The sequence below is a fragment of the Acidobacteriota bacterium genome (assembly GCA_039028635.1).
Classification (GTDB): Bacteria; Acidobacteriota; Thermoanaerobaculia; order Multivoradales; family JBCCEF01; genus JBCCEF01.
Genome location: JBCCHV010000055.1, coordinates 1 through 20,858, shown reverse-complemented (window position 1 = coordinate 20,858; position 20,858 = coordinate 1). Strand labels below are relative to the sequence as shown.

Annotated in this window: 19 protein-coding genes; 12 read left to right on the top strand and 7 right to left on the bottom strand. The window is 63.9% G+C overall.

Annotated features, from left to right (window positions below):
- Positions 1-55: 55 nt before the first annotated feature.
- Together AAF604_19295 and AAF604_19290 are read right to left on the bottom strand one after the other, a co-directional pair.
- Positions 56-1,834, bottom strand: coding sequence for a thioredoxin family protein (locus tag AAF604_19295; protein MEM7051820.1), 1,779 nt, complete (start codon positions 1,832-1,834; stop codon positions 56-58).
- A 33-nt stretch (positions 1,835-1,867) separates the two neighbouring features.
- On the bottom strand, positions 1,868-2,743 hold the full coding sequence (locus AAF604_19290; GenBank protein ID MEM7051819.1) for a thioredoxin family protein: 876 nt from the start codon (positions 2,741-2,743) through the stop codon (positions 1,868-1,870).
- 264 nt (positions 2,744-3,007) lie between these two features.
- On the opposite strand from AAF604_19290, the gene AAF604_19285 reads away from it, so the two are divergent.
- From AAF604_19285 to AAF604_19270, 4 genes are all read left to right on the top strand, one after another.
- On the top strand, positions 3,008-4,183 hold the full coding sequence (locus AAF604_19285) for a pyridoxal phosphate-dependent aminotransferase (protein ID MEM7051818.1): 1,176 nt from the start codon (positions 3,008-3,010) through the stop codon (positions 4,181-4,183).
- A gap of 22 nt (positions 4,184-4,205) precedes the next feature.
- Positions 4,206-6,014, top strand: a complete 1,809-nt coding sequence (locus AAF604_19280) for a M2 family metallopeptidase (protein ID MEM7051817.1) — start codon at positions 4,206-4,208, stop codon at positions 6,012-6,014.
- Between the two features lie 80 nt (positions 6,015-6,094).
- On the top strand, positions 6,095-6,469 hold the full coding sequence (locus AAF604_19275; protein MEM7051816.1) for a BlaI/MecI/CopY family transcriptional regulator: 375 nt from the start codon (positions 6,095-6,097) through the stop codon (positions 6,467-6,469).
- Positions 6,470-6,507: 38 nt separating this feature from the next.
- On the top strand, positions 6,508-7,662 hold the full coding sequence (locus AAF604_19270) for a M56 family metallopeptidase (protein ID MEM7051815.1): 1,155 nt from the start codon (positions 6,508-6,510) through the stop codon (positions 7,660-7,662).
- A gap of 485 nt (positions 7,663-8,147) precedes the next feature.
- Here the strand turns inward: AAF604_19270 and AAF604_19265 are convergent, their stop codons facing one another.
- Complete coding sequence (locus AAF604_19265; protein MEM7051814.1) at positions 8,148-8,894, bottom strand: sigma-70 family RNA polymerase sigma factor; 747 nt, start codon at positions 8,892-8,894, stop codon at positions 8,148-8,150.
- Between the two features lie 226 nt (positions 8,895-9,120).
- Between AAF604_19265 and AAF604_19260 the strand changes: the two genes are divergently transcribed.
- Entirely contained in the window at positions 9,121-9,693 is a 573-nt protein-coding gene (locus tag AAF604_19260; protein MEM7051813.1) for a sigma-70 family RNA polymerase sigma factor, read from the top strand.
- Positions 9,686-12,535 (top strand): protein kinase, encoded by a 2,850-nt coding sequence (locus AAF604_19255; protein MEM7051812.1) that lies wholly within the window; start codon positions 9,686-9,688, stop codon positions 12,533-12,535. The genes AAF604_19260 and AAF604_19255 overlap by 8 nt, the downstream gene beginning before the upstream one ends.
- A 105-nt stretch (positions 12,536-12,640) precedes the next feature.
- Here the strand turns inward: AAF604_19255 and AAF604_19250 are convergent, their stop codons facing one another.
- Positions 12,641-13,402 (bottom strand): hypothetical protein, encoded by a 762-nt coding sequence (locus AAF604_19250; protein ID MEM7051811.1) that lies wholly within the window; start codon positions 13,400-13,402, stop codon positions 12,641-12,643.
- Between the two features lie 158 nt (positions 13,403-13,560).
- Complete coding sequence (locus AAF604_19245; protein MEM7051810.1) at positions 13,561-14,229, bottom strand: SOS response-associated peptidase; 669 nt, start codon at positions 14,227-14,229, stop codon at positions 13,561-13,563.
- Between the two features lie 138 nt (positions 14,230-14,367).
- Here AAF604_19245 and AAF604_19240 point away from each other — a divergent pair, with 138 nt between their 5' ends.
- Genes AAF604_19240 through AAF604_19230 form a run of 3 tightly spaced genes read left to right on the top strand, consistent with a single transcriptional unit; the run spans position 14,368 to position 16,760 of the window.
- Entirely contained in the window at positions 14,368-15,642 is a 1,275-nt protein-coding gene (locus AAF604_19240) for a TlpA disulfide reductase family protein (GenBank protein MEM7051809.1), read from the top strand.
- 36 nt (positions 15,643-15,678) lie between these two features.
- Positions 15,679-16,101: a hypothetical protein gene (locus AAF604_19235; GenBank protein ID MEM7051808.1), complete on the top strand. Its 423-nt coding sequence runs from the start codon at positions 15,679-15,681 to the stop codon at positions 16,099-16,101.
- Positions 16,102-16,124: 23 nt separating this feature from the next.
- Positions 16,125-16,760 (top strand): hypothetical protein, encoded by a 636-nt coding sequence (locus AAF604_19230; GenBank protein ID MEM7051807.1) that lies wholly within the window; start codon positions 16,125-16,127, stop codon positions 16,758-16,760.
- On the opposite strand, the gene argE is transcribed toward AAF604_19230, so the two are convergent.
- The gene (gene argE / locus AAF604_19225; GenBank protein ID MEM7051806.1) at positions 16,705-17,874 is read right to left on the bottom strand and encodes an acetylornithine deacetylase; all 1,170 of its coding nucleotides are present in this window, start codon (positions 17,872-17,874) and stop codon (positions 16,705-16,707) included. The genes AAF604_19230 and argE overlap by 56 nt on opposite strands.
- Before the next feature lie 64 nt (positions 17,875-17,938).
- Here argE and AAF604_19220 point away from each other — a divergent pair, with 64 nt between their 5' ends.
- The gene (locus tag AAF604_19220) at positions 17,939-18,472 is read left to right on the top strand and encodes a TerB family tellurite resistance protein (GenBank protein ID MEM7051805.1); all 534 of its coding nucleotides are present in this window, start codon (positions 17,939-17,941) and stop codon (positions 18,470-18,472) included.
- A gap of 9 nt (positions 18,473-18,481) precedes the next feature.
- On the opposite strand, the gene AAF604_19215 is transcribed toward AAF604_19220, so the two are convergent.
- Positions 18,482-18,853, bottom strand: coding sequence for a CoA-binding protein (locus AAF604_19215; GenBank protein ID MEM7051804.1), 372 nt, complete (start codon positions 18,851-18,853; stop codon positions 18,482-18,484).
- Positions 18,854-18,987: 134 nt separating this feature from the next.
- On the opposite strand from AAF604_19215, the gene AAF604_19210 reads away from it, so the two are divergent.
- Both AAF604_19210 and AAF604_19205 read left to right on the top strand, forming a co-directional pair.
- The gene (locus AAF604_19210) at positions 18,988-19,353 is read left to right on the top strand and encodes a helix-turn-helix transcriptional regulator (GenBank protein MEM7051803.1); all 366 of its coding nucleotides are present in this window, start codon (positions 18,988-18,990) and stop codon (positions 19,351-19,353) included.
- A 206-nt stretch (positions 19,354-19,559) separates the two neighbouring features.
- Positions 19,560-20,534, top strand: coding sequence for a hypothetical protein (locus tag AAF604_19205; GenBank protein MEM7051802.1), 975 nt, complete (start codon positions 19,560-19,562; stop codon positions 20,532-20,534).
- Positions 20,535-20,858: the final 324 nt, after the last annotated feature.

Genomic DNA, 20,858 nt, shown 5'->3' with positions numbered 1-20,858 from the left:
GAGATCTCCTGTCGGCAGGCGTCGCCCGCCGGCCGAGCCGTCGCAGCGCTGGATCTCAGTGCTGGCTTGCCGCGAGCTGCTGCGCTGCCGAGCCTTCGAGGGCCGAAGCGATCTGAGCGCGCGTCAGGAGCTCGCCGAAAAGGTGCGGTTCCTGGCCCGGCCGATAGAGCATGTAGAACGGAATGCTGAAGCGGCCATAGTCGCTCAGGAAAGCGGCGATGGCATCGTCGCGGTTGGTCCAGTCGGCTTTCATCGGCACCACGTCGTAGCGCTCGAAGAGGTCGGCCACCTCCGGCGTCTCGAGCACCAGCCGCTCGTTGGTCTTGCAGGTGAAGCACCAGTCGGCGGTGACGTCGACGAACACCATCTGACCTTCGGCGGCGAGGGATTCGGCCTGGCCGCGGTCGAAGGTCTGCCACGGGATCAGGTGGACCACCTCGTTGCTGGTCTTGCCGCCGGTGGGGCTGGCGGAGGCGGCGAGGCCGAGGGTGGTGACGATGGCGCCGACGGTGGCGAGACCGGCCAGGGCCTTGCCCACCCGCTGGCCCTGGCTGCGCAGCCAGACGAAGAGGGCGATGAGCAGCAGGCCGACCTCGATGAAGGCCAGGCGCTCGGCGCTCACCTGGCCGGCGAGCACGTAGAGCAGCCAGATGGCGGCGGCGGCGAGCAAGAAGCCCATCACCTTGCGCAGGGTGTCCATCCACGGTCCGGGCTTGGGCAGCAGACGAGCCGCTCCCGGGAACACGGCGAGCAACAGATAGGGCAGCGCCATGCCGACGCCGACGGCGGTGAAGATGGCGAAGATGATGATCGCCGGTTGGGCGAGGGCGAAGCCGACGGCGGTGCCCAGGAAGGGGGCCGAGCAGGGGGTCGCCATCAAGGTGGCGAAGAGCCCCGAAACGAAGTGGCCGGCGAAGCCTTCCTTGGGGCCGCCGCCGAGGGCACCCATGGCGCGGCCCGGCAGCATGATCTCGAAGAGGCCCCAGAGGTTGAGGCTGAAGAGCAGGACCACCACCGCCAGGAAGGTGACGAAGACTGGCTGCTGGAACTGTACGCCCCAGCCGATGGCGGCGCCGGCGGAGCGAGCGGCGACGGCCGCCAAGGCGAGAGCCCAGAAGGAGACCAGAATGCCGCTGGTGGTGGCGAGGGCGCCGCTGACCACCGAGCCCCGCCCCTGGCCGGCGCTCTTTACCAACCCGAAGACCTTGAGCGAAAGCACCGGCAGCACGCACGGCATGGCGTTCAGGATCAAGCCGCCGATGACCGCCAGGAGCAGCATCCAGGGCAGGCCGGTGGTGGCCGTCGCGGTCGCCGCCGGATCTCCAGAGAGGTTGCCGAAGACGGCGGCGTTGGCAGGCTGGCCGCCGGCGCCGACGGTGACGGCGAGCTCGATCGGAGTGCGCACCGGGGGCAGACAGGAGTTGTGGTCACAGGCCTGGAAGAGCAGCTCGCCGCTCAGCCGGTGCTCGCCGTCGCCGGTGCCGGCGGGAATCGGCACCGCCGCCAGGATCTTGACTTCGCCCTCATAGACCGACAGCGCCTGGTCGGCGAAGGCGAAGGTGCGGTCGACGCCGGCCGGGTAGAGAAGCTGGGGCTCGGACCAGCCGGCGGGACCCTCCAAGGAGATCTCGGTGGGGATCAACCAATCGAAGGTCGGGGTGTTCGAGTTGACGTGCCAGCCCTCGTCGATGGCCACCACCGCCGCTAGTCGCGCCGAAGAGCCGGCGGCATAGGCGGTGTGGTCGGCGAGCAGTCGAACCGATGCCTTTTCTTCCTGCTGCGCGGTGGCCGGCAGGGTGAGGGCGACGAGCAGCAAGGTGAGGATCGAGCGCATGACGAGCGTATCTCCGGCGGTAGTCTGGGCAGCCTAGCTGCAGTCGGCGGTCTGGTCGGAGCGCAGACGCTTGAGGGTGTGCTTGGCTTCCGGCAGGAAGCGGCTCGTCGGATAGTTGGTGGCGAAGCTGGCGACCGCGTTGTCGGCGCCGGCACAGTCACGCTGATCGTTGGCCAGACGAATGCGAAACACTCCCACCGCCTCGGCGAGGCGCGGATCCTCCGTGGAAACGGCCGCGATCGCTTTCTTGGCTTCGTCGAGGTCGCCCGCCAGGCGCAGGGCGTCGGCGAACAGCAGCTCGAGCCAGGGACGCCCCTCGAGGGCGAGCTTGTCGTGCTCGAGCAGTCGGCGGTAGAGGTCGGCGGCGCGGGCACCGTCGAAGCGCTGGCGCAGAGCTTCGGCGAGATTGCGCAGGATCTGCGGGTCCTGGGATTCGACATCCCGGTAGTAGCCGTCCATGAAGCTTTCGTAGTGGATGACCTCGCTCTCGATCTTGCGAATGAAGGTCGAGGCCGGGAAGTAGCCGCGCACGGAGCCGATGAGTACCTGATCGGGATCGATCACCAAGGCCGTCGGCAGGCTGGTGGCACGAAAACGATCCTGCAGACGCATGCCTTCGCCGCGGTCTTCGACGTCGACTCGCAGCAGGACGAAGCGATCCGCCAGGCGAGCGAAATCGGGCGTCGAGAAGACGTCGTCGTCGAGCTTCTTGCACCAGCCACACCAGTCGGCGTAGAGGTCGACGAACACCAGGCGCTTCGAGGCCCGGGCCTCTTCGAGGGCCGGCTCGACACGATCGAACCAGCGCAGCTCGACGGCCGGGGCTTCCGGCGCCGGGGGCTGCTGGGCCGACGAAGCGGCCACCGCCAGCAGCAGGGCGGCGCACAGAGTGATGACGGAACGGATCATGGAAACGACTCCTCTCGGCAGCGACGGTCTTCGGATCGCGATACCCGCCGAATCGGCACGCGACGGGCCCTGAGGGAAAAGCTCTGCAAGGACTGTGCAAGTCTCGCCGGGCCCTGGCGGAAGGGCAAGAACCGCAGGCCGGAGAGTCCCGGTCGGAAGCCCCGAAGGCTTGCCTGAGATTTCCGGCGGAGGCCGTCCCGGGAGGGGAAAAACGCTGCAAAGAAAGGGCTAAATCGCTGCTGGCCGGTGATACCATCGCGCGCTGTGAAGCTTTCCTCCGCCGTCGACCGGATCGCCGAATCGGCCACCACGCGCATCACCCGGCGGGCTGCCGAATTGCGCCAGCAAGGCGTCGAGGTGGTCAATCTAGGGGTCGGTGAACCGGACTTTTCGTCCCCTGCGATGGCCATCGAAGGGGCGCGCCGTGCCCTCGCCGAGGGATGGACCCGCTACACCCCGACGGACGGGCTGCCGAGCTTGCGCCGCGCCCTGGCGCAGGATCTGGCGCGTCGCGCCGGGGCGCCCTGGGAGGAAGAATCGGTCATCGTCACCTGCGGCGCCAAGGCGGCGCTGATGGAGCTCGCCCTGGCCCTCTTCGAGGCCGGCGACGAGGTGGTGGTGTCGAGCCCCTGCTGGGTGAGCTTCCCGCAACAGATTCGCTTTGCCGGCGCCCGACCGGTGCCGGTTCCGACGATCGCCGAGGAGGCCTTTCGGCTGCGCGCGGAACCGCTGCTGGCGGCGATCACGGAGCGCACCCGGGCGGTCCTGGTGAATGCGCCCTGCAATCCCACCGGCGGGCTGCTGGCGGCGGACGAGTTGGCTCGCTTGGTGACCGGCTGCGCCGAGCGCGGCGTCCTGCTGATCGCCGACGAAACCTACGAGCGCTATGTCTACGACGAGTCCTTCACCAGCGCCGCCAGCCTGGCCGGTGAGGCTCCGGATACGGTGGTGGTAGTGGGGTCTTTCTCGAAGACCTACGCCATGACCGGCTGGCGCCTCGGTTATCTCGCCGGACCCGCGGCGGTGGTGGCGGCGGTGTCGCGTCTGCAGAGCCATTTCAGCGGCAACCCCACCACTTTCGCGATGGTCGGCGCCCTCGAGGCCCTGGCCGAGCCGGAGTCGCAGATCGCGGCCCGCCGGGCCGAGTTTCGTCGCCGCCGGGAGCTGGTAATGGCGCGGCTGGCGACGCTACCGGGCTTCGCCTGCCGTCCTCCCGGGGGGGCCTTCTACGTCTTCCCTCGGGTCGATGACCTCTTCGGAGAAGGCATCGCCGATTCCTCTGCCCTCGCCGAGCACTTGCTCGAAGAGGGGCGGGTGGCGGTCGTTCCCGGGCTCGCCTTCGGCGATGACCGCCATCTCCGGATTTCCTACGCTTGTTCCGAGGCCGACCTCCGCGAGGGCCTCGACCGCATCGCCACGGCCCTCGCCGCCGTCGCCTGAACCAACCGACTGGAGAGTACCCATGAAACGACTTCTCTCACTCCTCGTCACCGTCCCCCTGGCCTGGTCCTGCGCGCCGGCGGCTCATGACGAGGCTTCCTATCCGGCCACTCCGGACGGCGCCCAGCAGTTCGTCGACGCCGCCGAAGCGGACCTCTACGACCTCAGCAATAAAGGGAGCCAGGCGGCCTGGGTGCAGTCCACCTACATCACTCAGGACACCCAGGCGATCGCCGCCGCCGCGAGCCAGAAGTCCCTCGCCGCGCAGTCCAAGTACGCCCGCGAGGCGGTGCGATTCGATGACCTCGAGGTGCCCTTCGACGTCTCCCGGCGCCTGCAGTTCTTGAAGCTCGGCGGCAGTATGGCGGCGCCGGCGGACGAGGCCAAGACCGAAGAGCTGGCGACCATCGCCAGCGACCTCGAGGCCACCTACGGCAAGGGCGAGTACTGCCGCGACGATGGCACCTGCCTCGACCTCATCGACATGACGGCGATCCTGGCGGAGAGCCGCGACGCCGACGAGTTGCTCGATGTCTGGACCGGCTGGCGCACCGTCTCGCCGCCGATGCGCCAGCCCTACCAGCGCTTCGTCGAGCTCTCGAACGAAGGTGCTCGCGAGCTCGGCTTTGCCGACACCGGGGCCATGTGGCGCTCGAAGTACGACATGCCGGCGGATGACTTCGCCGCCGAGCTCGATCGCCTCTGGGACCAGGTGCGGCCGCTCTACGAAGCGCTGCACTGTCACGTCCGCGCGCGTCTGCAGGAGGAGTACGGCAGCGATCGGGTGGCCGATGGCGAGCCCATCCCGGCGCACCTGCTCGGCAACATGTGGGCTCAGGGCTGGGCCAATGTCTACGAATTGGTGGCACCGCCCAACGCCGATCCCGGCTTCGACCTCACCGAGCGTCTGCGCGCCAACGACCTCGACGCCCTCGAGATGGTGCGCTCCGGCGAGCGCTTCTTCAGCTCCCTCGGCTTTGCGGAGCTGCCGGAGACCTTCTGGGAGCGCTCCCAGTTCACCAAGCCGCAGGATCGCGACGTGGTCTGCCACGCCAGCGCCTGGGATGTCGACAACGTCGACGACCTGCGCATCAAGATGTGCATCGAGATCAACGCCGAGGACTTCCGCACCATCCACCACGAGCTCGGCCACAACTACTACCAGCGGGCCTACAACCAGCTACCCTTCCTCTATCGCAACAGCGCCAACGACGGCTTCCACGAGGCCATTGGCGACACCATCGCCCTCTCCGTCACGCCGGACTACCTGCAGCAGATCGGCCTGATCGACGAGGTGCCGGATCCCTCCAAGGACCTCGGGCTGCTGATGCGCGATGCTCTCGACAAGGTCGCTTTCCTGCCCTTCGGATTGTTGGTCGATCAGTGGCGCTGGAAGGTGTTCTCCGGCGAGATCGGGCCCGACGACTACAACGCCGGCTGGTGGACGCTGCGCGAGAAGTACCAGGGCGTGGCGGCGCCGGTGTCGCGTTCCGAGGCCGACTTCGATGCCGGAGCGAAGTACCACATCCCGGCCAACACGCCCTACACGCGGTATTTCCTGGCGCACATTCTGCAGTTCCAGTTCCACCGCTCCCTGTGTGAGATCGCCGGCTACGACGGCCCCCTGAACCGCTGCACCATCTTCGGCAACGAAGCGGCCGGCCAACGCCTCGACCAGATGCTGCAGATGGGCGCCTCGCGGCCGTGGCCCGAAGCCCTCGAGGTGGTCACCGGCAGTCCGGAGATGGATGCCACCGCGGTGATCGACTACTTCGCGCCGCTCAAGACCTGGCTCGACGAGCAGAACGCCGGACGCCAGTGCGGCTGGTAGCCACCTGACGCCAGCGACGGGGTCCGGTCGACGGGCCCCGTGTTAGCATCTCCGCACTCTGTAGTAGGAAGGGGAACGCGATGAAACGCCAGAAAGCCATCAAGCTGACGCGCTTCGAGCTCGAGGTGATGGACGAGCTGTGGCGGCTCGGCCGGGCTTCCGTGCGCGAGCTTCTCGAAGCTCTGCCGACGCGGAAACAACCGGCCTACACCACCGTACAAACCATCGTCCGCCGACTCGAAGAGAAGAAGGCGATTCGCTTGGTTCGCAAGATTGGCAATGCCCATATCTACGAACCGGCGGTCAGTCGCAACGTCGCCTATCGCCGCCTGATCGACGACTTCCTCGAGGTCTTCGGCGGCTCGCCGGCTCCGCTGATGGCCCACCTGGTGGAGTCCGGACGGCTCAGCCTCGAGGATCTCAAGCAGGCCGAGAAGCTCCTCGACGACGACTGAGGACGACGATTGCAGGGGGCGCGGAGGTGCTGCAAGCGATGATCGAGAGGTTCTCCGATTGGGGTGGATTCCTGGTCAATCACCTCTGGGAGGCGACGCTGTTCGCCGTTCTCGTCGTGCTGCTGACGATCGGCCTGCGTCGGTCGCCGGCTCGCATCCGCCATCGCCTCTTGCTCGTCGCCTCGCTCAAGTTCCTGCTGCCGACGGCGGTGGTGGTGAGCTGTGGCCGCGCCCTCGGTCTGCCGATGCCGAACGTGGCTTCCCTCTCCTGGTGGCGCGCCGATGGCTTGGCCTCGCCCTTGGCGGGAGCCGAGAACCTGTTCGGGACGGTCGGCTTCGCTCTGCTCCTGGTCTGGGCCGCCGGCGCTGTCTGGCTGGCGTCTCGACAGTGGCGCTTGCGTCGTTCTCTGGTGGCCTTGGCGCGCAGTGGCCGGCCCTTGGCCGATGATCATCCGCTGGCGCCGGTGATCACGCGCGCCCGTCGCCATGCCGGCGTCGATCGAGCAATCACCTGTCGCTGGGTCGACGACCTGCCGTCGCCGGCCGTTTGGGGAGTTCGCCGGCCGGTCCTGCTGCTGCCGGTGGGGCTGGGCCAGCACCTCAGCGCCGACGAGCTCGATGCGGTCCTGGTGCACGAGCTCGAGCACGTTCGCCGGCGCGACAACCTGATCGCCTCGCTGCAGTCCTTCCTGCGGGCGGTCTTCTGGTTCCACCCCTTGGTCTGGTGGCTCGACCGTCGCCTGCTCGCCGAGCGCGAGCGGGCCTGCGACGAACGCGTCGTGGCGGTCCTCGGCGAGCCCAAGCTCTACGCCCGAGGGCTTCTCAAGGTGGTGCGCTTCGGGCTCGAGAGCACCCTGCCCGGAAACCTCTCGCCGCGGGCCATTCCGGGAGCCGCCGCCACCGCCTCGGACCTCGAACGGCGCATTGAGCACATCGTCACGCCGAGTGGCCCGCAGCGCTCCGCAGCCTGGAGCCACCGCTTCGCCGCCGTCGTCGTCGCCCTGCTCTTCACCCTCTCCCTGATCGCCTCCGGCCAGGGCCACTGCGATGTCGCCAGCCGCCTCACCGTCGAGCTCACCGAGCGCTACACCGGTACCGGCGCCTCCGTCCAGTCCGGCGACGTCCTCCAGCACTTCCCCGCCAAGCCCCCCAAGGTCTGTCAAGAGCGCAAGAAGAGAATCGAGCGCTGGTAGGGGGGCAAAGCCGAGGCTCTTTCGAGGAGTCTCTTGCTTGTTCTGAAATTTGCTTGTCGGAATACTCTTTAGTCTTGAGTGAACCAGTTGGTTCTTGTCCGTCTCTTCAGGTGTTATGGAGGCGGATATGACGTATCGATCGAGTGCACCGAGATCCAGTCCGACGCAGGGAAAGCTCCAAGCAGTGAGGAGGTGCGATGAGCACTTCGGACCGCCACAAAGGACGGCCTGCCGAGGCAGGGCTGCCAAAGGCGGAGAAAGTACGATCGACGATCAGCCTCGAAAGGCGTTGCGTATTGCCAGAGGTACTCGCGGCTCTCATCGACGGTGGCCTTGGCTCAAACGAAAGCGCCAAAGTGCGTCAGCACCTTGGCGCCTGTGATCGCTGCTATGCGATCTTCATTCGCTCCGCTCGCAGCGTCCAACGAGGAGTCGAAGAAAGCGAACCACCGTCAAGCCTGACAGAGAGGTTGATGGCTTGGTGGTTAGGTTAAGAGATCCCGAACCAGTTCAGCAGTGATCCTCGAGTCTTCGAGATGAACCCTGATACACCTCAATGACCGCTCGATTCGTCGGTAGAGAGGCTTCTGCTCGAGGCAGAGGAGTCGGGCGATCTTGGCGACCGTGAGACCCTCACGGAAATGAAGCTTCAATATGAGGCGATCCTCCGCCTCGAGGGATCGCCAGGCCGCCCCAAGCGCGGCGGAGACTTCCCGACCTCGTCCGTCTGCTAGGGCGTCTGCTGCAGGATTCCGATCGTCGGTGATGCGAGCGAGCGATTCCTCCCCCTCGAATCGGATGGGAAGCCGCGAAGGCAGCTGTGTGGCGAGAGCTTCGAGTTCATCCGGATCGATTCTGGGGTTCTGAGACCGGATCAAGGCAACGGCCTCGGTCAACGAGAAGCCATCGCGTGCCAGGAGCTGTTCGAGCTCAATGGCCAGGACTCCCAAGCCGACGGCTGTCTGCGAAGGGCGCCAGCGACCCCAGCAGTGGATCCGGAAGTCCATGAAGAGCCGATGGACGACGGTGGTCAGATAGGTTTTAAGACTGCTCCGACCGCGGTACCGACGGAGGATTCGGTAGTCGCTCTCGATCAGCTTGTAGAGAGCGTAAGATCGAAACTCGTCTGCATCAATGCCAATTTGGCGACCGCGGTTGGCTCGGAGGCTGATGACTCGATGAATGAGGGGGAATGCTTCTTCGAACAGTGCGCGCGCATCCGATTCGTCCATTGGTTCTCCTCTCGAATTGAAGACCTGCTCTCGTCATAAGCAGATGGATCCAAGAGAAGAACCAGTGAGGTGAAGAAAGCGAACAGAGAATATTCAGAAGAACCGATTTCTTGGTTCTGGCGCAGCTTTTGCTTAGAATTTCTCGTATCCGGACGATCATTTATCTTTATATGAAGAGAGATGTACTAATGCGGCGTCGTTGTCTAATCCCTTAGGGAGGTGTGCTGTGAGCCAGACTACTCCTGTAGTTGAGGCGACTTCGGTACTTCTTATTCTTCGGTTCCAGCAAGGTGACCCTCAGGCTCGGGATCTTCTGGTCGAGCGCTATGATCCCCGTTTGCAGCGGTTCGCTCACGGGTTTCTCGTGGGGCGTGCTCGAGATGCCCACGACACCAGTGACCTCGTCCAAGAGGCGTTTCTTCGGAGCTTGGAACGGCTCAATGACTTCGATCTGTCGCTGGGCGTTTCTTTTCAGCCCTTTCTCTTTCGAACCGTCAAGAATCTGGCCAAAACTTGGAACTGCCGAGAGTTTAAGCGGAGCGATCTGCCGGCGCCGGAGCAAGTCAATGTGACCTCTCCGCTTGAAAGGATGCTCATGAACCAGAAGTGGAAGGCACTCGAGCTTGCACTCGGGCAGCTCAAGGAATCGGAAGCCGACTTGATTGTTGCTCGGGTATTCCTGGGGATGTCCTGGAAGGAAGTTCAACTTCATGCGGGCAGCCCGAGTCCCGACGCTGCCCGGGTTGCCACCAAGCGGGCGGTAGAGAAGCTGGCGAAGAACCTGGTCAGGGATGAGTGAAGACTCGTTCGAGAAGGTCGTCGAAGCCCTTCTAGGCCTCCGTCCACTCGATTCAAGCCATCGCCAAAGCCTCGAAGAGACAGGCGACGAAGGCGCCAAGCTTCTCGTTCTGCTATCGCAGATAGGTGTCGAAAGCCGAAGTCCTCTCTCGACCCGCCGGCTCAACGGGCAAGAAAAGGAGCTTCGGACAGGCCCCATTGCCCTGGGGGGGTGGGGGCGGTACCGCATTTTAGAGCGCCTAGGCCAAGGCGGATTCGGTGAGGTATTCCGGGCCGTGCATTCCGGGACTGGAGGAGAGGTTGCTCTCAAGCTTCTTGGTGGGTCGCAGCCGAGTCAGGGAGAGCTTTTCCTGGAAGAGGCTCGGCGTCTCGAGGCGATCCAGCATGTCAACGTGGTTCGGGTGAGGGACGCTGATGAACACAATGGGCGAACGGGCTTTGTGATGGAGCTGGTAAACGGCAAGTCACTGGCCGAGATTATGAAGTACCAAGGCAGGTTCGGTGCCGATGAGGTGGTCTCGATCGGCATGACGCTGTGCCGGGCTCTTGCGGCAGCTCACGGCGCCAATCTCCTGCACCGTGACATCAAGGCTCAGAACGTCCTGAGGGAGAAAGGTGGCCGCATCGTTCTCGTAGACTTCGGCATTGGCTGTGAAGTTGACGGCTTGGGTCGGGGCTCGCGTGCCCTATCCGGGACGCTCTCTTACATGGCTCCCGAGCTCCTGGATAACGGTCTCAGCACGCGGTCGACGGACCTCTACTCCCTAGGTGTTCTCCTGTTCTACCTCCTGACGGCAAAGTTTCCTGTCCAGGGTGAGGACGCTAGAGTCTTCGCCAAGAACCATCGCCTCGGTAAACGGTTACGGCTGAGGGACCTTCGTCCGGATATCCCACAGAAGCTTGTGGCCACCGTCGAAAAGGCCATAGCACCACTCGCTGAGGATCGGTTCAGCAGTGCCGCAGAGCTCGAAGAAGCGCTGGCGCCTGAGCGAGATCCCGCGGAAACTCCAGCTGCCGCTCGCTCGCTGCGTTTCGATCGGATGCGTTGGCTGCTCCTACCCCTGTTGATCATTCCAATCCTGGCAGAGATAGCGCTTCGATATTCACTGCCGGAGCTTTTCATTGACGAGGCGATCATGATCGCCGTGGCCCCGGTGGCTCGCGCTTCACACACTGCGGATCGAGATCGAATCGTGCGGACGGTCTACAAGCAACTGGCCACCATTAGGCCGATAGAACCGACGGTAGAGTCCTTCGAATCCTCGATCTGTGTGAGCTGTGGCAAGTGGGATCTTGGCTTGTTGGGCCTATGGGCTCTAACAGCTGGTGCCAAGTACGTGATTGCCCTCGACGAGTCCGATCCTGAGTCAGTCCTCAGAGCCGGAATCTGGGAGACTCATGCTCTCCTCAGGGATCCCCAAGCAAAGCCCCTTGCGTGGCAGGATTTGGATGGAGATATCTCAAGAGCGACACGGCGTCTTACACGTGCTGCACTCCGTCTTGAGTCGAAGAGGAAAAAACCCATCGAGTGGGAACCGGTTTCCGTTTCTTCAGTGCATCGGCGGAACGCCCTGGGGGAGTATCTAGAAGGCGTCACCCTTGAACGTGCTGGTGAGTACGAAGATGCGGCGCTCCACTTTGTCGATGCTTTTAGGGCGGATCCCACCTTCAAGGCGGCTTCCTGGAGGGCCGTGGAAGCTCTCGACGCCGAAGGTCGTTTCGAGGAAGGACTTCGGTACGGAACCCAAGCCTTGCGGTTGGTCGATGATTCGTTGGCAGAGGCGGTGGATTCGGGGGCCGTGATTCTCTGCGAAGACTTGGAGGCTGCGGGAAAGAGGATTTCGGTAGACGGAGCAATCCACAGTCTCTGGATCATCGCCACAGCAGCCCGCCAGAGACTCTGTTACGAAGAGGCGCTGGATGTCTTGAATGGTCTAGCTGGCATCCCCTCCGAAGCGATGCGAGCGAAGCGGTTGATGGCGCTGGTTTGGGAGAAGATGGGCCCCGATTTCTTGCAGGAGGCCATTGATTTGATCGAGGAGTCCGGCCGCGGCGACACTGACAGTGTCAACATCGGAACCGCAGCCCTCCTCCGTGCTCAACAGGGCGAGGGCGGTGAGGCAGCTCGCGCAAGACTGTCTAAGGGAAGAAAGCACTGGATCCCCTATCACTTCTGGGCGGAGGGAATCTCCTACGTCGCGGATGGAGATCTAAGGAAGGCTAACTTCGCCTTTCGACAGCTTGCCCAACGAGGGTATCTAGAATATGGCAATCTTAGCCGAGCGCAAGTCGCGATTTTAGAAGAGCGTTGGGATGACGCACGCAGGCTCTTGGAGGGTGTTCGAAAAAGGGGGGCACTGAAAGAACGCTCGACGCGAAACCGGTCCCTGGCGACGCTTCTTCTCGCGGAAGTCGAAGTTGTCGCGGGTAACAGTCAGATCGCGCGTTCTCTGCTCAAGGAATTGCTGGATCTCTCGCCGACTCCTGGAAACCTGCGCGAGCTGAGGCGAGCCGCCGTTATTGCAATCTCGAGTCAATTTGACACGGCGATTCCGTTTGAAGAAACCGTTCGAGAGGTCGACCGGGCCTACCCGTCGCGACTTTCGCGTGCTTTCGTTGCTCAGATCGAGGCGGAGAAGGCCTTCCTCTCTGGTGATTGTACGCAGGCAGAATTAAAAGCGCTAGAGGCGATCGAGATCTGGGAAGATCCCGGAATCGAGCGGACGCTGCGGAAAATCAGGGCCAGGGCGGATGATCTTAATCCCGGGGTGCCTGATCACTCTTCGTTTAGCGTGGTCCTTAGGAGGTTTGAACTGAGTGCCCTGGAGTCTGCCATACATTGACCTGATGTGGTGAGCTGTGGCACTTCAATGTTTTTACGATTTTTTTGAGGCTTTTGGGATGGACGGCTGCCGCCCTGAATTCCGTCCATCCCGATCTAGAGGTCGTTAGAGCGGAGGTGCCAAGGCCGTCAGATAGGATCGGACCTCAGGGTCATCGTAGGGATTTCTTCCGCTTTGGTAGAGGAAATCTTGCTCGACTTGAGGGATTCTCAAGAACGGCGAGAGGTCGTACCCCATCAAAGAGAGCTCTGCGTCCGTCTTGACGGCTTCGAGGGCCTCATTGAGTGCGACGACATCCGGATCGCAGTGCTTATATTCCTCCTGGAAAATGGCCCCTCCACCGCATGGTTTCGCTGCTGGTATGACCCAGCCGTTGTTCGATATGTTGACGAAATGGGTCAGGTTTGAAGGCCTGGATAGAATCGGTCGAAGTTGGGTGTTGATCATGCCTTGAGGGACCTGGAAGTTCCCGGCTGGACCGTTTCTTACTTGCTCGATCAGTTTGTTGGGGTCTGAGTTAGTTGCGGCTTTGAAGGAATCGCTTGCGTATTTTTGATCGATGCATAGCAGGCCGATGTACTCGAGGAACTCTCTGTGATCCCATTTGGTGTCAGACCATATTGGCTGGCCCTTTGGTGCAGATCCCCAAGTGTTCGAAATTCCTTGAAATTCATCCCAATAGCCCTTGTCGAGTTTGAGGGCGCAGTATCTTAGGGATTCGAGTTCCCATCGGTTAAGCCTGAATTTGTGAGTTCTTACTAAGAAGTCATAGAAATCTCTCTTGATCTTGCAGTGGGTAGAGAGGTGTCCTGTGAACGAGTCTCCATGTGCGCAAGCGTATCCAAGTACTGCCCAGTAATCAGCCATCTTCCCTCCGTTCGTATTCAGGTACTGCGTTGGTCTGACGGGTTAGACGGAGATGGAGACGTCTTTTCCTGAGATCCGAACAGGGTTAGCGAAATACCTCTCAAGATCATGTCCTTGCTGGACTTCGTAGAATTAGAAGAGCCTGAATTCTTAATCCACTAGGTAATCCGCTTCACGCACTCCGGTCCCTCGTTCCTTGGATTCCCCACTCGGCGATCCACCGGGTAGTCCTCCAGGAGATCCCCACCCCGCGGTTGCAGGATGGTCTCCAGCTCCGCGGGGTCTTTCATTTCCGGGTCGAGCCAGAGGTTGTATTCGTCTTGTTCGACGATGACCGGCATGCGGTGGTGGAGGGGGCGGATTTCGGGGGCGGCGTCGCAGGTGAGGATGGTGAAGGACTCGACCGGGCCATCGGGACCTTTCCACAGGTCCCAGAGGCCGGCGAAGGCGAAGGGCTGACCGCCTTGGCGGATGATTCGGTAGGGCTGTTTGATCGCCCCCTCTTTTTTCCACTCGTAGTAGCCGTCGGCGACGACCAGACAGCGCTTTTTCTTGAGGCTGTTGCGGAAGGAGGGCTTGGTGGCGGCGGTTTCGGCGCGGGCGTTGATCATGCGGCTGCCGATTTTGAGGTCGTTCGCCCAATAGGGGATCAGCCCCCAGCGCAGCATGTCGAGCTGGCGCGGTCCGGCGGAGGCGAGGGCCCGCACGACCGCCGTGTTTTGAGTCGGGGCGATGTTGTAGCGCGCCGCCATCTCTGGGATGGCGGGCAGCTCGAAGAGGTCGGCGATGCCTTCGCCGGGGGCGGTGAGGGTGTAGCGGCCGCACATGGTGATTGGCTCCTGGGTCGTGAGGTTCCAATTGTAGCGGCCCAATGTTGATCAGCGATCGCCTCGCTGAGGCTGGCCGTAGAATGGAGCGGGAAGTGCTGCTGCCAATTCCACCTCGCCGATTTCGGAGGAAGCTCCATGAGTTCCAAGACTTCGCTGCTCGTGCTCTCGCTGGTGATTCTCGGAGGCCTGCTGGCCTGTGCCGCGCCTCCGACCGAACCCGAGGTTTCGCCGTTGATCGGCGACTGGCGGGCGGTTTTGACCTCACCCGGCGGCGAATTGCCCTTCACGTTGCGGATCAGTCAGGTCGGAGAGGCCTTCGAGGCCCAGGCCATCAACGGCTCCGAGGCACTGGACCTCAGCGGGGTGGAGGTCGAGGATGATCGCGTGGTGCTGGCCTTCGACTGGTACGACTCCGAGATCACGGCGCGCTTGGCGGAGGACGGCACGGCGATGAGCGGCCAGTGGCGCAAGACCGTGCCCGATGGCAATTCGACGCTGCCGTTCGCGGCCCGGCGCGACGATCGGAGGCGTTTCCTCTCCCTCGCCGAGGCTGGAATCGAAGGCGCCGCCGAAGCGGCGGATTCGCCGGCCGGTCAGTGGTCCGTCGAGTTCGTCGACGAGGATGGTGCCGAGCCGGCGAAGGCGGAGTTTCGCCAGGCTGGTGACCGCATTCACGGGACGTTCCTCACGCCGACCGGCGACTACCGCTTCCTCGAAGGGGCTTGGGAGGCGGGTGTGTTGCGGCTTTCGACCTTCGATGGTGCCCACGCCTTTCTGTTTCAGGCGCGCTTGCAGGAGGACGGCTCCCTGGTCGGCGACTTCTGGTCGCGCGACACCTACCACGCCACCTGGACCGCTGCTCGCTCCGACGAAACCGACCTGCCCGACGCCTGGACCCAGGTCGGCCTGACCAACGACGAGGGACGCTTCGACTTTTCGTTCCCGGATCTCGCCGGCGAAACGGTATCCCTGGGCGACGAGCGCTTTGCCGATAAGGTGGTGCTGGTCGACATCTTCGGATCCTGGTGCCCCAACTGCAACGACAAGGCTCCCCTGCTGGCGCAGTGGCACCGGGAGTATGGCAAGCAGGGGCTCGAGATCGTGGGACTGGCCTACGAGTTCTCCGGCGATCCCGAGCGCGACGGCGAGCAGGTGAGGCGATTCGCCGAGCGCTACGGCCTCGAGTATCTACTGCTCCTCGCCGGCACCAGCGACAAGTCACAGGCGGCGGCGACGCTTCCCGATCTGACGGCGGTGGTGGCTTTCCCGACGACGGTGTTCATCGGTCGCGACGGCAAGGTTCGCAAGATCTTCACCGGCTTCACGGGGCCCGGTACCGGCGAGCACTATTACGGGCTGGTGGCCGAGCACACGGAGCTGATCGAAGGTTTGCTGGCGGAGGCTGGATAAAGCCCTCATCGACATTCATCCCTGGGAGGGCAGGACGTGAGCGCGGCCTATTTCGTTGAGCTGGAGCAGGACATCGAGGGTTTCGACCCCTTCGTCAATGGCAAGTCCCTGGCTCTGGTGGAGGGGATTCTCAGCGCTCAGTGCGAGGACCTCGGTGTCGTGCCGATGATCAACTTTGTCGTCGTGCCGGCGGATCAGCTTGCGGATTTTCTGGTCGGCGAAGGTCTCGAGGATCTGGCGGAGCAGGCTGGCCAGGTGGCGACGCACTGGTTCGATCCGGCCCAGGACCGCGCCACCTTCTCGGCCTTGGTGAGCTGGCTGCGGCGCGAGAAAGGCACTCCGGCGACGGCCGGAATCGAAGCTCCGGAAGACGTTCTGAGGGATCTCGAGGAGATCGAAGCGGTGTTGCAACGGGCGGAGAAGGCAGGCGTGCGCTGGCGCTTGGCGGTGGACTACTAGCCCGAGTTGCCTGCCTCGAGAGAATGAAGACGTCTCGCGAACCTGGGAGCGACTGGCGCCAGCGGCGTGGCATCCGCGAGGGTGCTTTCCTGGCCGGCATTCTCTCGACCATCGCCTTTGTGCGCCTCAAAGCTTCGGCCAATGAACCCATCCTCGGGCTCTCGCCGGTATTCGACTACTTTTGCCTGGCGCTTCTCTGGGTCTTCGTCGGATGGGTCTTGGGTGTTTTTCGCACCGCCGTTCCGGAGCGCGGTGAAATCGCTCTCGATCGTGCTGAATGGGCCTTGGACGTGGTTCGCAGCCAGGGGCTGCCCGATTCCCATGCCGGCATACCGGGAGGCCTCTTCTTGCGCTGGCTGATCCGGCGAGATGCGCTTTCGGATCGACAGCCGCCGGGCTCTGGCGAGTCTTCGGTGATCGAGCTCTACGAGGCCTTCGGTGAGAAGCTGTTGGCGGGCGATCTGCGAGCCTCGTTCCGGTCCTTCGCGAAGGCCTATCTCGCCGCTGAGGACGGGGCCTACCTGGACGATCTCGTCAAGGCCCTCGGGAGTGACTTTCTGACTTCCGAACCGGATGAGGCAGCGCTCGCCGAGGTCGAGGCTGTCATCGACCGGCGCTGGCAGGACTGGTGCCGCAGAAGTGTTCGACCGTCCGGCTGAGCAGCACCCGCGCTTGGGCCAGCTCGTCGCGGGGCATGAACTCGTTCGGCCGGTGGGCGACCTCGATCGAGCCGGGGCCGAAGATCACGCAGTCCATGCCGAGCTTCTGGAGCCAGCCGGCATCGGTGGCGAAGGAGACGCTGCGCAGCTTCTGGCGACCCGTCGCCTGCTGGAGAAAGGCGGCGACCGGCGCTTCGGCAGCGAGGGCGAGGGGCGGACTGTCGCTCAAGACTTCGAGCTCATGGTCGACGCCGGCCGCTCCCGAGATGGCCTGCTGGATCCTCTGTTGGATCTCATGGGAGGTCATGCCGGGCAGGATGCGGACCCCGAGCTCGACGATGCACTGGTCCGGCACGACGTTGATCGCCGAGCCGCCGTTGACGGTGCCGACATTGAGGGCGACGAAGGGGACCTCCGGGAAGTGGTTTGATCCCGGCGGGGTTTCCGCCTCGAGCTGCTGCCGCAGAGTCGCCAGCGAGTCGATGACCCGGCCGCCGGCTTCGATGGCGTTGATCCCGAGATGAGGATAGCCGCTGTGGGCGCTGCGTCCGGCGAGGGTGATGCGGGCTTTGAGGTGCCCCTTGTGCAGTCCCACCACGTCGAGGGAGGTCGGCTCGCCGATGATGGCGGCCCGCGGTAAAGGCTCCTGCGGCGTCGCGGCCCAGGACTCGACGAGGTGCTTGGCGCCCAGGGTGCCGACCTCTTCGTCGTAGGTGAAGATCAGGACCAGCGGTGCCGACAGGCGGTTCGGATCGAGGCTTGCGGCGAGGTTGCTGGCGAGGGCGAGAAAGCCCTTCATGTCGGCCGCTCCGCGACCGACGAGCCGCTCGTCGCCGAGCGCCAGCTCGAAAGGATCCTGACGCCAGCCGTCCTCGAGGGCCGGCACCACGTCCATGTGCCCGGAGAGCACCAGGCCGTCGCCATCGGGGCCGGAGGCGGGGCCGAGAGCGACGATCAGATTGGCCTTGGCTCCGTCTGGGGAAGGGTGCCGGGTAATGCGCACACCGGGGCGATCGAGGTAGTCGGCGAGGAACTCGACCAGCGCCAGATTGCTGCGATGGCTGGTGGTGTCGAAGGCCACCAGGCGGGCCAGCAGGTCGACATCGGAGAGCATGACGCAACCTTAGCAGCCCGTCGTGAAAGCCCTCTAGGTCGGCCGAGGAGGGTAGACTAGCGCTATGTCGATTCTGAAATTCCTGGGGCTCGAAAAGGCTCCCGATGAGAGCTCCGAAGGTGACACCGAGACGGTGCGGAAGATCGTCGCCCAGCTCGAGTCGATGTCACCGGAGCGTGCCCGTTTCGTGGCCGCTTTCGCCTACACCTTGAGTCGGGTCGCCAATGCCGATCTCGAGATCGACGAGGCCGAGACCCGGGCCATGGAGCACATCGTGGCGCAGGTCGGTGAGTTGCCGGAAGATCAGGCGGTGCTGGCGGTGCAGATCGCCAAGAGCCAGGCGCGCCTCTTCGGAGGCACCGAGAACTTCCTGGTCACTCGCGAGTTCAAGGAGATCTCCTCGGCGGAGGAGCGCCGGCGGCTGCTCGATTGTCTGTTCGCGGTTTCGGCCGCCGACGGCGCGATTTCTTCCGAAGAAGAGCTGCAGGTCAAGCGCATCGCCAGCGAGCTCGGGTTCTCGCACCAGAAGATGGTCGAGATTCGCTCGACCTGGAATCACAAGCGCGCCATCCTCAAGAACTTGCCCGGAGGCAACTGAGGGTAGCCCTCAGGGGAACTCCGAAGGGCTGCGTCCGAGGGCGACGATGGCGCAGGCTTGGCGCACCGCAATGCCGAGGGCGCGGGCCTCGTCGAGTAGCTGCGGGGTCCAGGTGCCGGGATTGAAATAGACCCCCTCCGGAAACTCTCGCTTGGCGAGCTCTGGAAGAAGCGGTGCCAGCCGCTCCGGGGGCAAGTAAAGAGCAGCGCGGTCGGCGGGCGGGGCCGCGGCGATCTCGGCGAACACGGGAGCGCCTTCGATCTCGCCAGCGCGTGGATTGACCGGAAAGACCTCGTATCCGGCCTCCTGGTAGGCGCGCACGCACTTGTTGCCGAAATTGTGCCGCTTGGCGGATGCTCCGACGATCAAGATGCTGGGCATGGGGTCCTCATCGGGTCGGTCGAGTTGGATTGGCGGGCTCCTCGGGCCCGCCTCCGACCATCGTCTCGGAAGGCGGGACGCTTGTAAAGGGAAACGACAGCGGGGAAGTCGGGCCCGGGCTCTCGTATACTGAAATGATGACGATCCCGACCGCCGAAGAGAGGGCAGCCTCACTCTTGCGTGAGGTGATGACCGAGCAGCAGATCTCGCCCGCGGCACTGGCCGCGGCCAGCGGTCTCGAGGCGGACCTGTTGTCCGACGTTCTGGCGGCTCGTCGAGGTCTCGATCTCCCCTCCTTGGAGCGTGTGCTGCGAGCTCTCGAGCTCGATCCAGGGAGTTTCTTCGCTCGCCTCTACACCCCCGAGCCGGCGGCGCCACCAACGCCGAGCGACGAACCCCTGCCGCGCGAAGAGCTCGAAACCCTGATGCTCGACCTGCGCAAGAAGATCGACGGCATGGTGCGGCTGCTCGATGCCGAAGCGGCCGCCGAAGAAACCTAGCCCGCCCGCAGGTCACCGACTGCAGCGTTGTCTCCCTTGCCTGCCGACCCTCCGCGAGGGTCGGGCCAGGGGAGGTCTCTGCGGTGAAGGAATCGGTCGCTGAATCCGCTGGCTTCGGGTCCGGCGACCGGCCTGAAACGTTTTCCGAGATCGACTCACTGGGGGATATGGAATGTCATTTTTATCGAATTAAAGGAGGTTCTTCCGTGATGCATCTCGTGACCCGCCGTGCCCTTCCCTCTGGTCTTCTGCTCGTGGTCCTCTTCGCCCTCGCACCGTCGCCGGCTTTCGGCGAAGGGGCCGGCGCCAGCGCGGCCACCCTGACCCCAACTTCCATGACGGTGACCAATACTTCGAGTCAGCCGGTCTATGCCAATCTCGTTCTGGGGCAGCCGCCCGTCACGCCGCCGCCCAACTGCTCGAACCTCGGGGAGCAGATCAAGTCCCTCAACGACTCTCGGCTGGTTTTCCATTCGAGCGTCGCCGGCAAGACTGTCCAGTTCACCACCCCGGTGGGAGTCGACGACAAGGGCTCATACCAGATGGATGCGGGAGAGACGATCACCTATCTACCTCAGCTCGATTGCGGCGGCACCTGCAGCCCGGCGCTGACCTTCAACTTCTTCTTCACCGCCGGGGCCAACGCCTTCGCGGCCAACAACGGTTGCTCCAACACCACCTATCCCGATGCCACCAACCTGGCCGAGGGGTCGATCAACTTCGGGGTCAACGGATCCGTCGGTAGTGGCTGCGCCAACGCCGACGACACGGACATCAGTGCGGTCAACGGCGTGAATGCCGTGCTGGCGATCAACACCTCGGGCAGCGGCTGGCCGGCGGCGACGAGCAAGGCCAAGAACGGGCCTTTGGGCAGCAATGCCAACTCGCCGGGGGTCTTCGGCTGGGCGGCGACCAACTGCTCCGGGCCGGAAGCCAACGCCGGTTACCCCAACCCCAGCGCCGTCTGCGCCGCACCGGTGGAAGCCCCCCAGCTGCCCAGCGGCCAGACTCTGTGCTCGACCCCGGGCGGCACCACCTACCAGCCGATCGTCGCACCCGATGGGACCAAGTACTGTGACCAGCGCAGCGACGCCGGAACCTGCAACAACCAGCGTAGCGGCGGCGTCACCGGCGGCACCGTCGAGGTCGAGTTCGTCAGCTTCACCGACGCCCCGGCATGAGCCGGACCTTGCGCCTCAACTCGCTCTCTACGAGCTTCTTTCTGTAGCAAGGCGGCGTCTGCTGATCCGAGCAGACGCCTGCCAAGCGCGTTAGCGCGAGGCGGCGCCATCGGCGCCGAGATCGGGGCCGCCCTGGATTGGGCCGCCCTGGATTGGGGCCGCCCTGGATCTGGGTGCCTGACCGGCCGCTAGGCGCACGACATGTGCGTGGCCGGGCCGCGCAGGCTCGCAGGGGCGCCTTGAGCCGAGAAGTACTTGCTGGTCGAAGGTAGGCGTCTGCTATTCGAGCAGACGGCTCCCGAGCCCGATCAGGGCGTCGCGGCG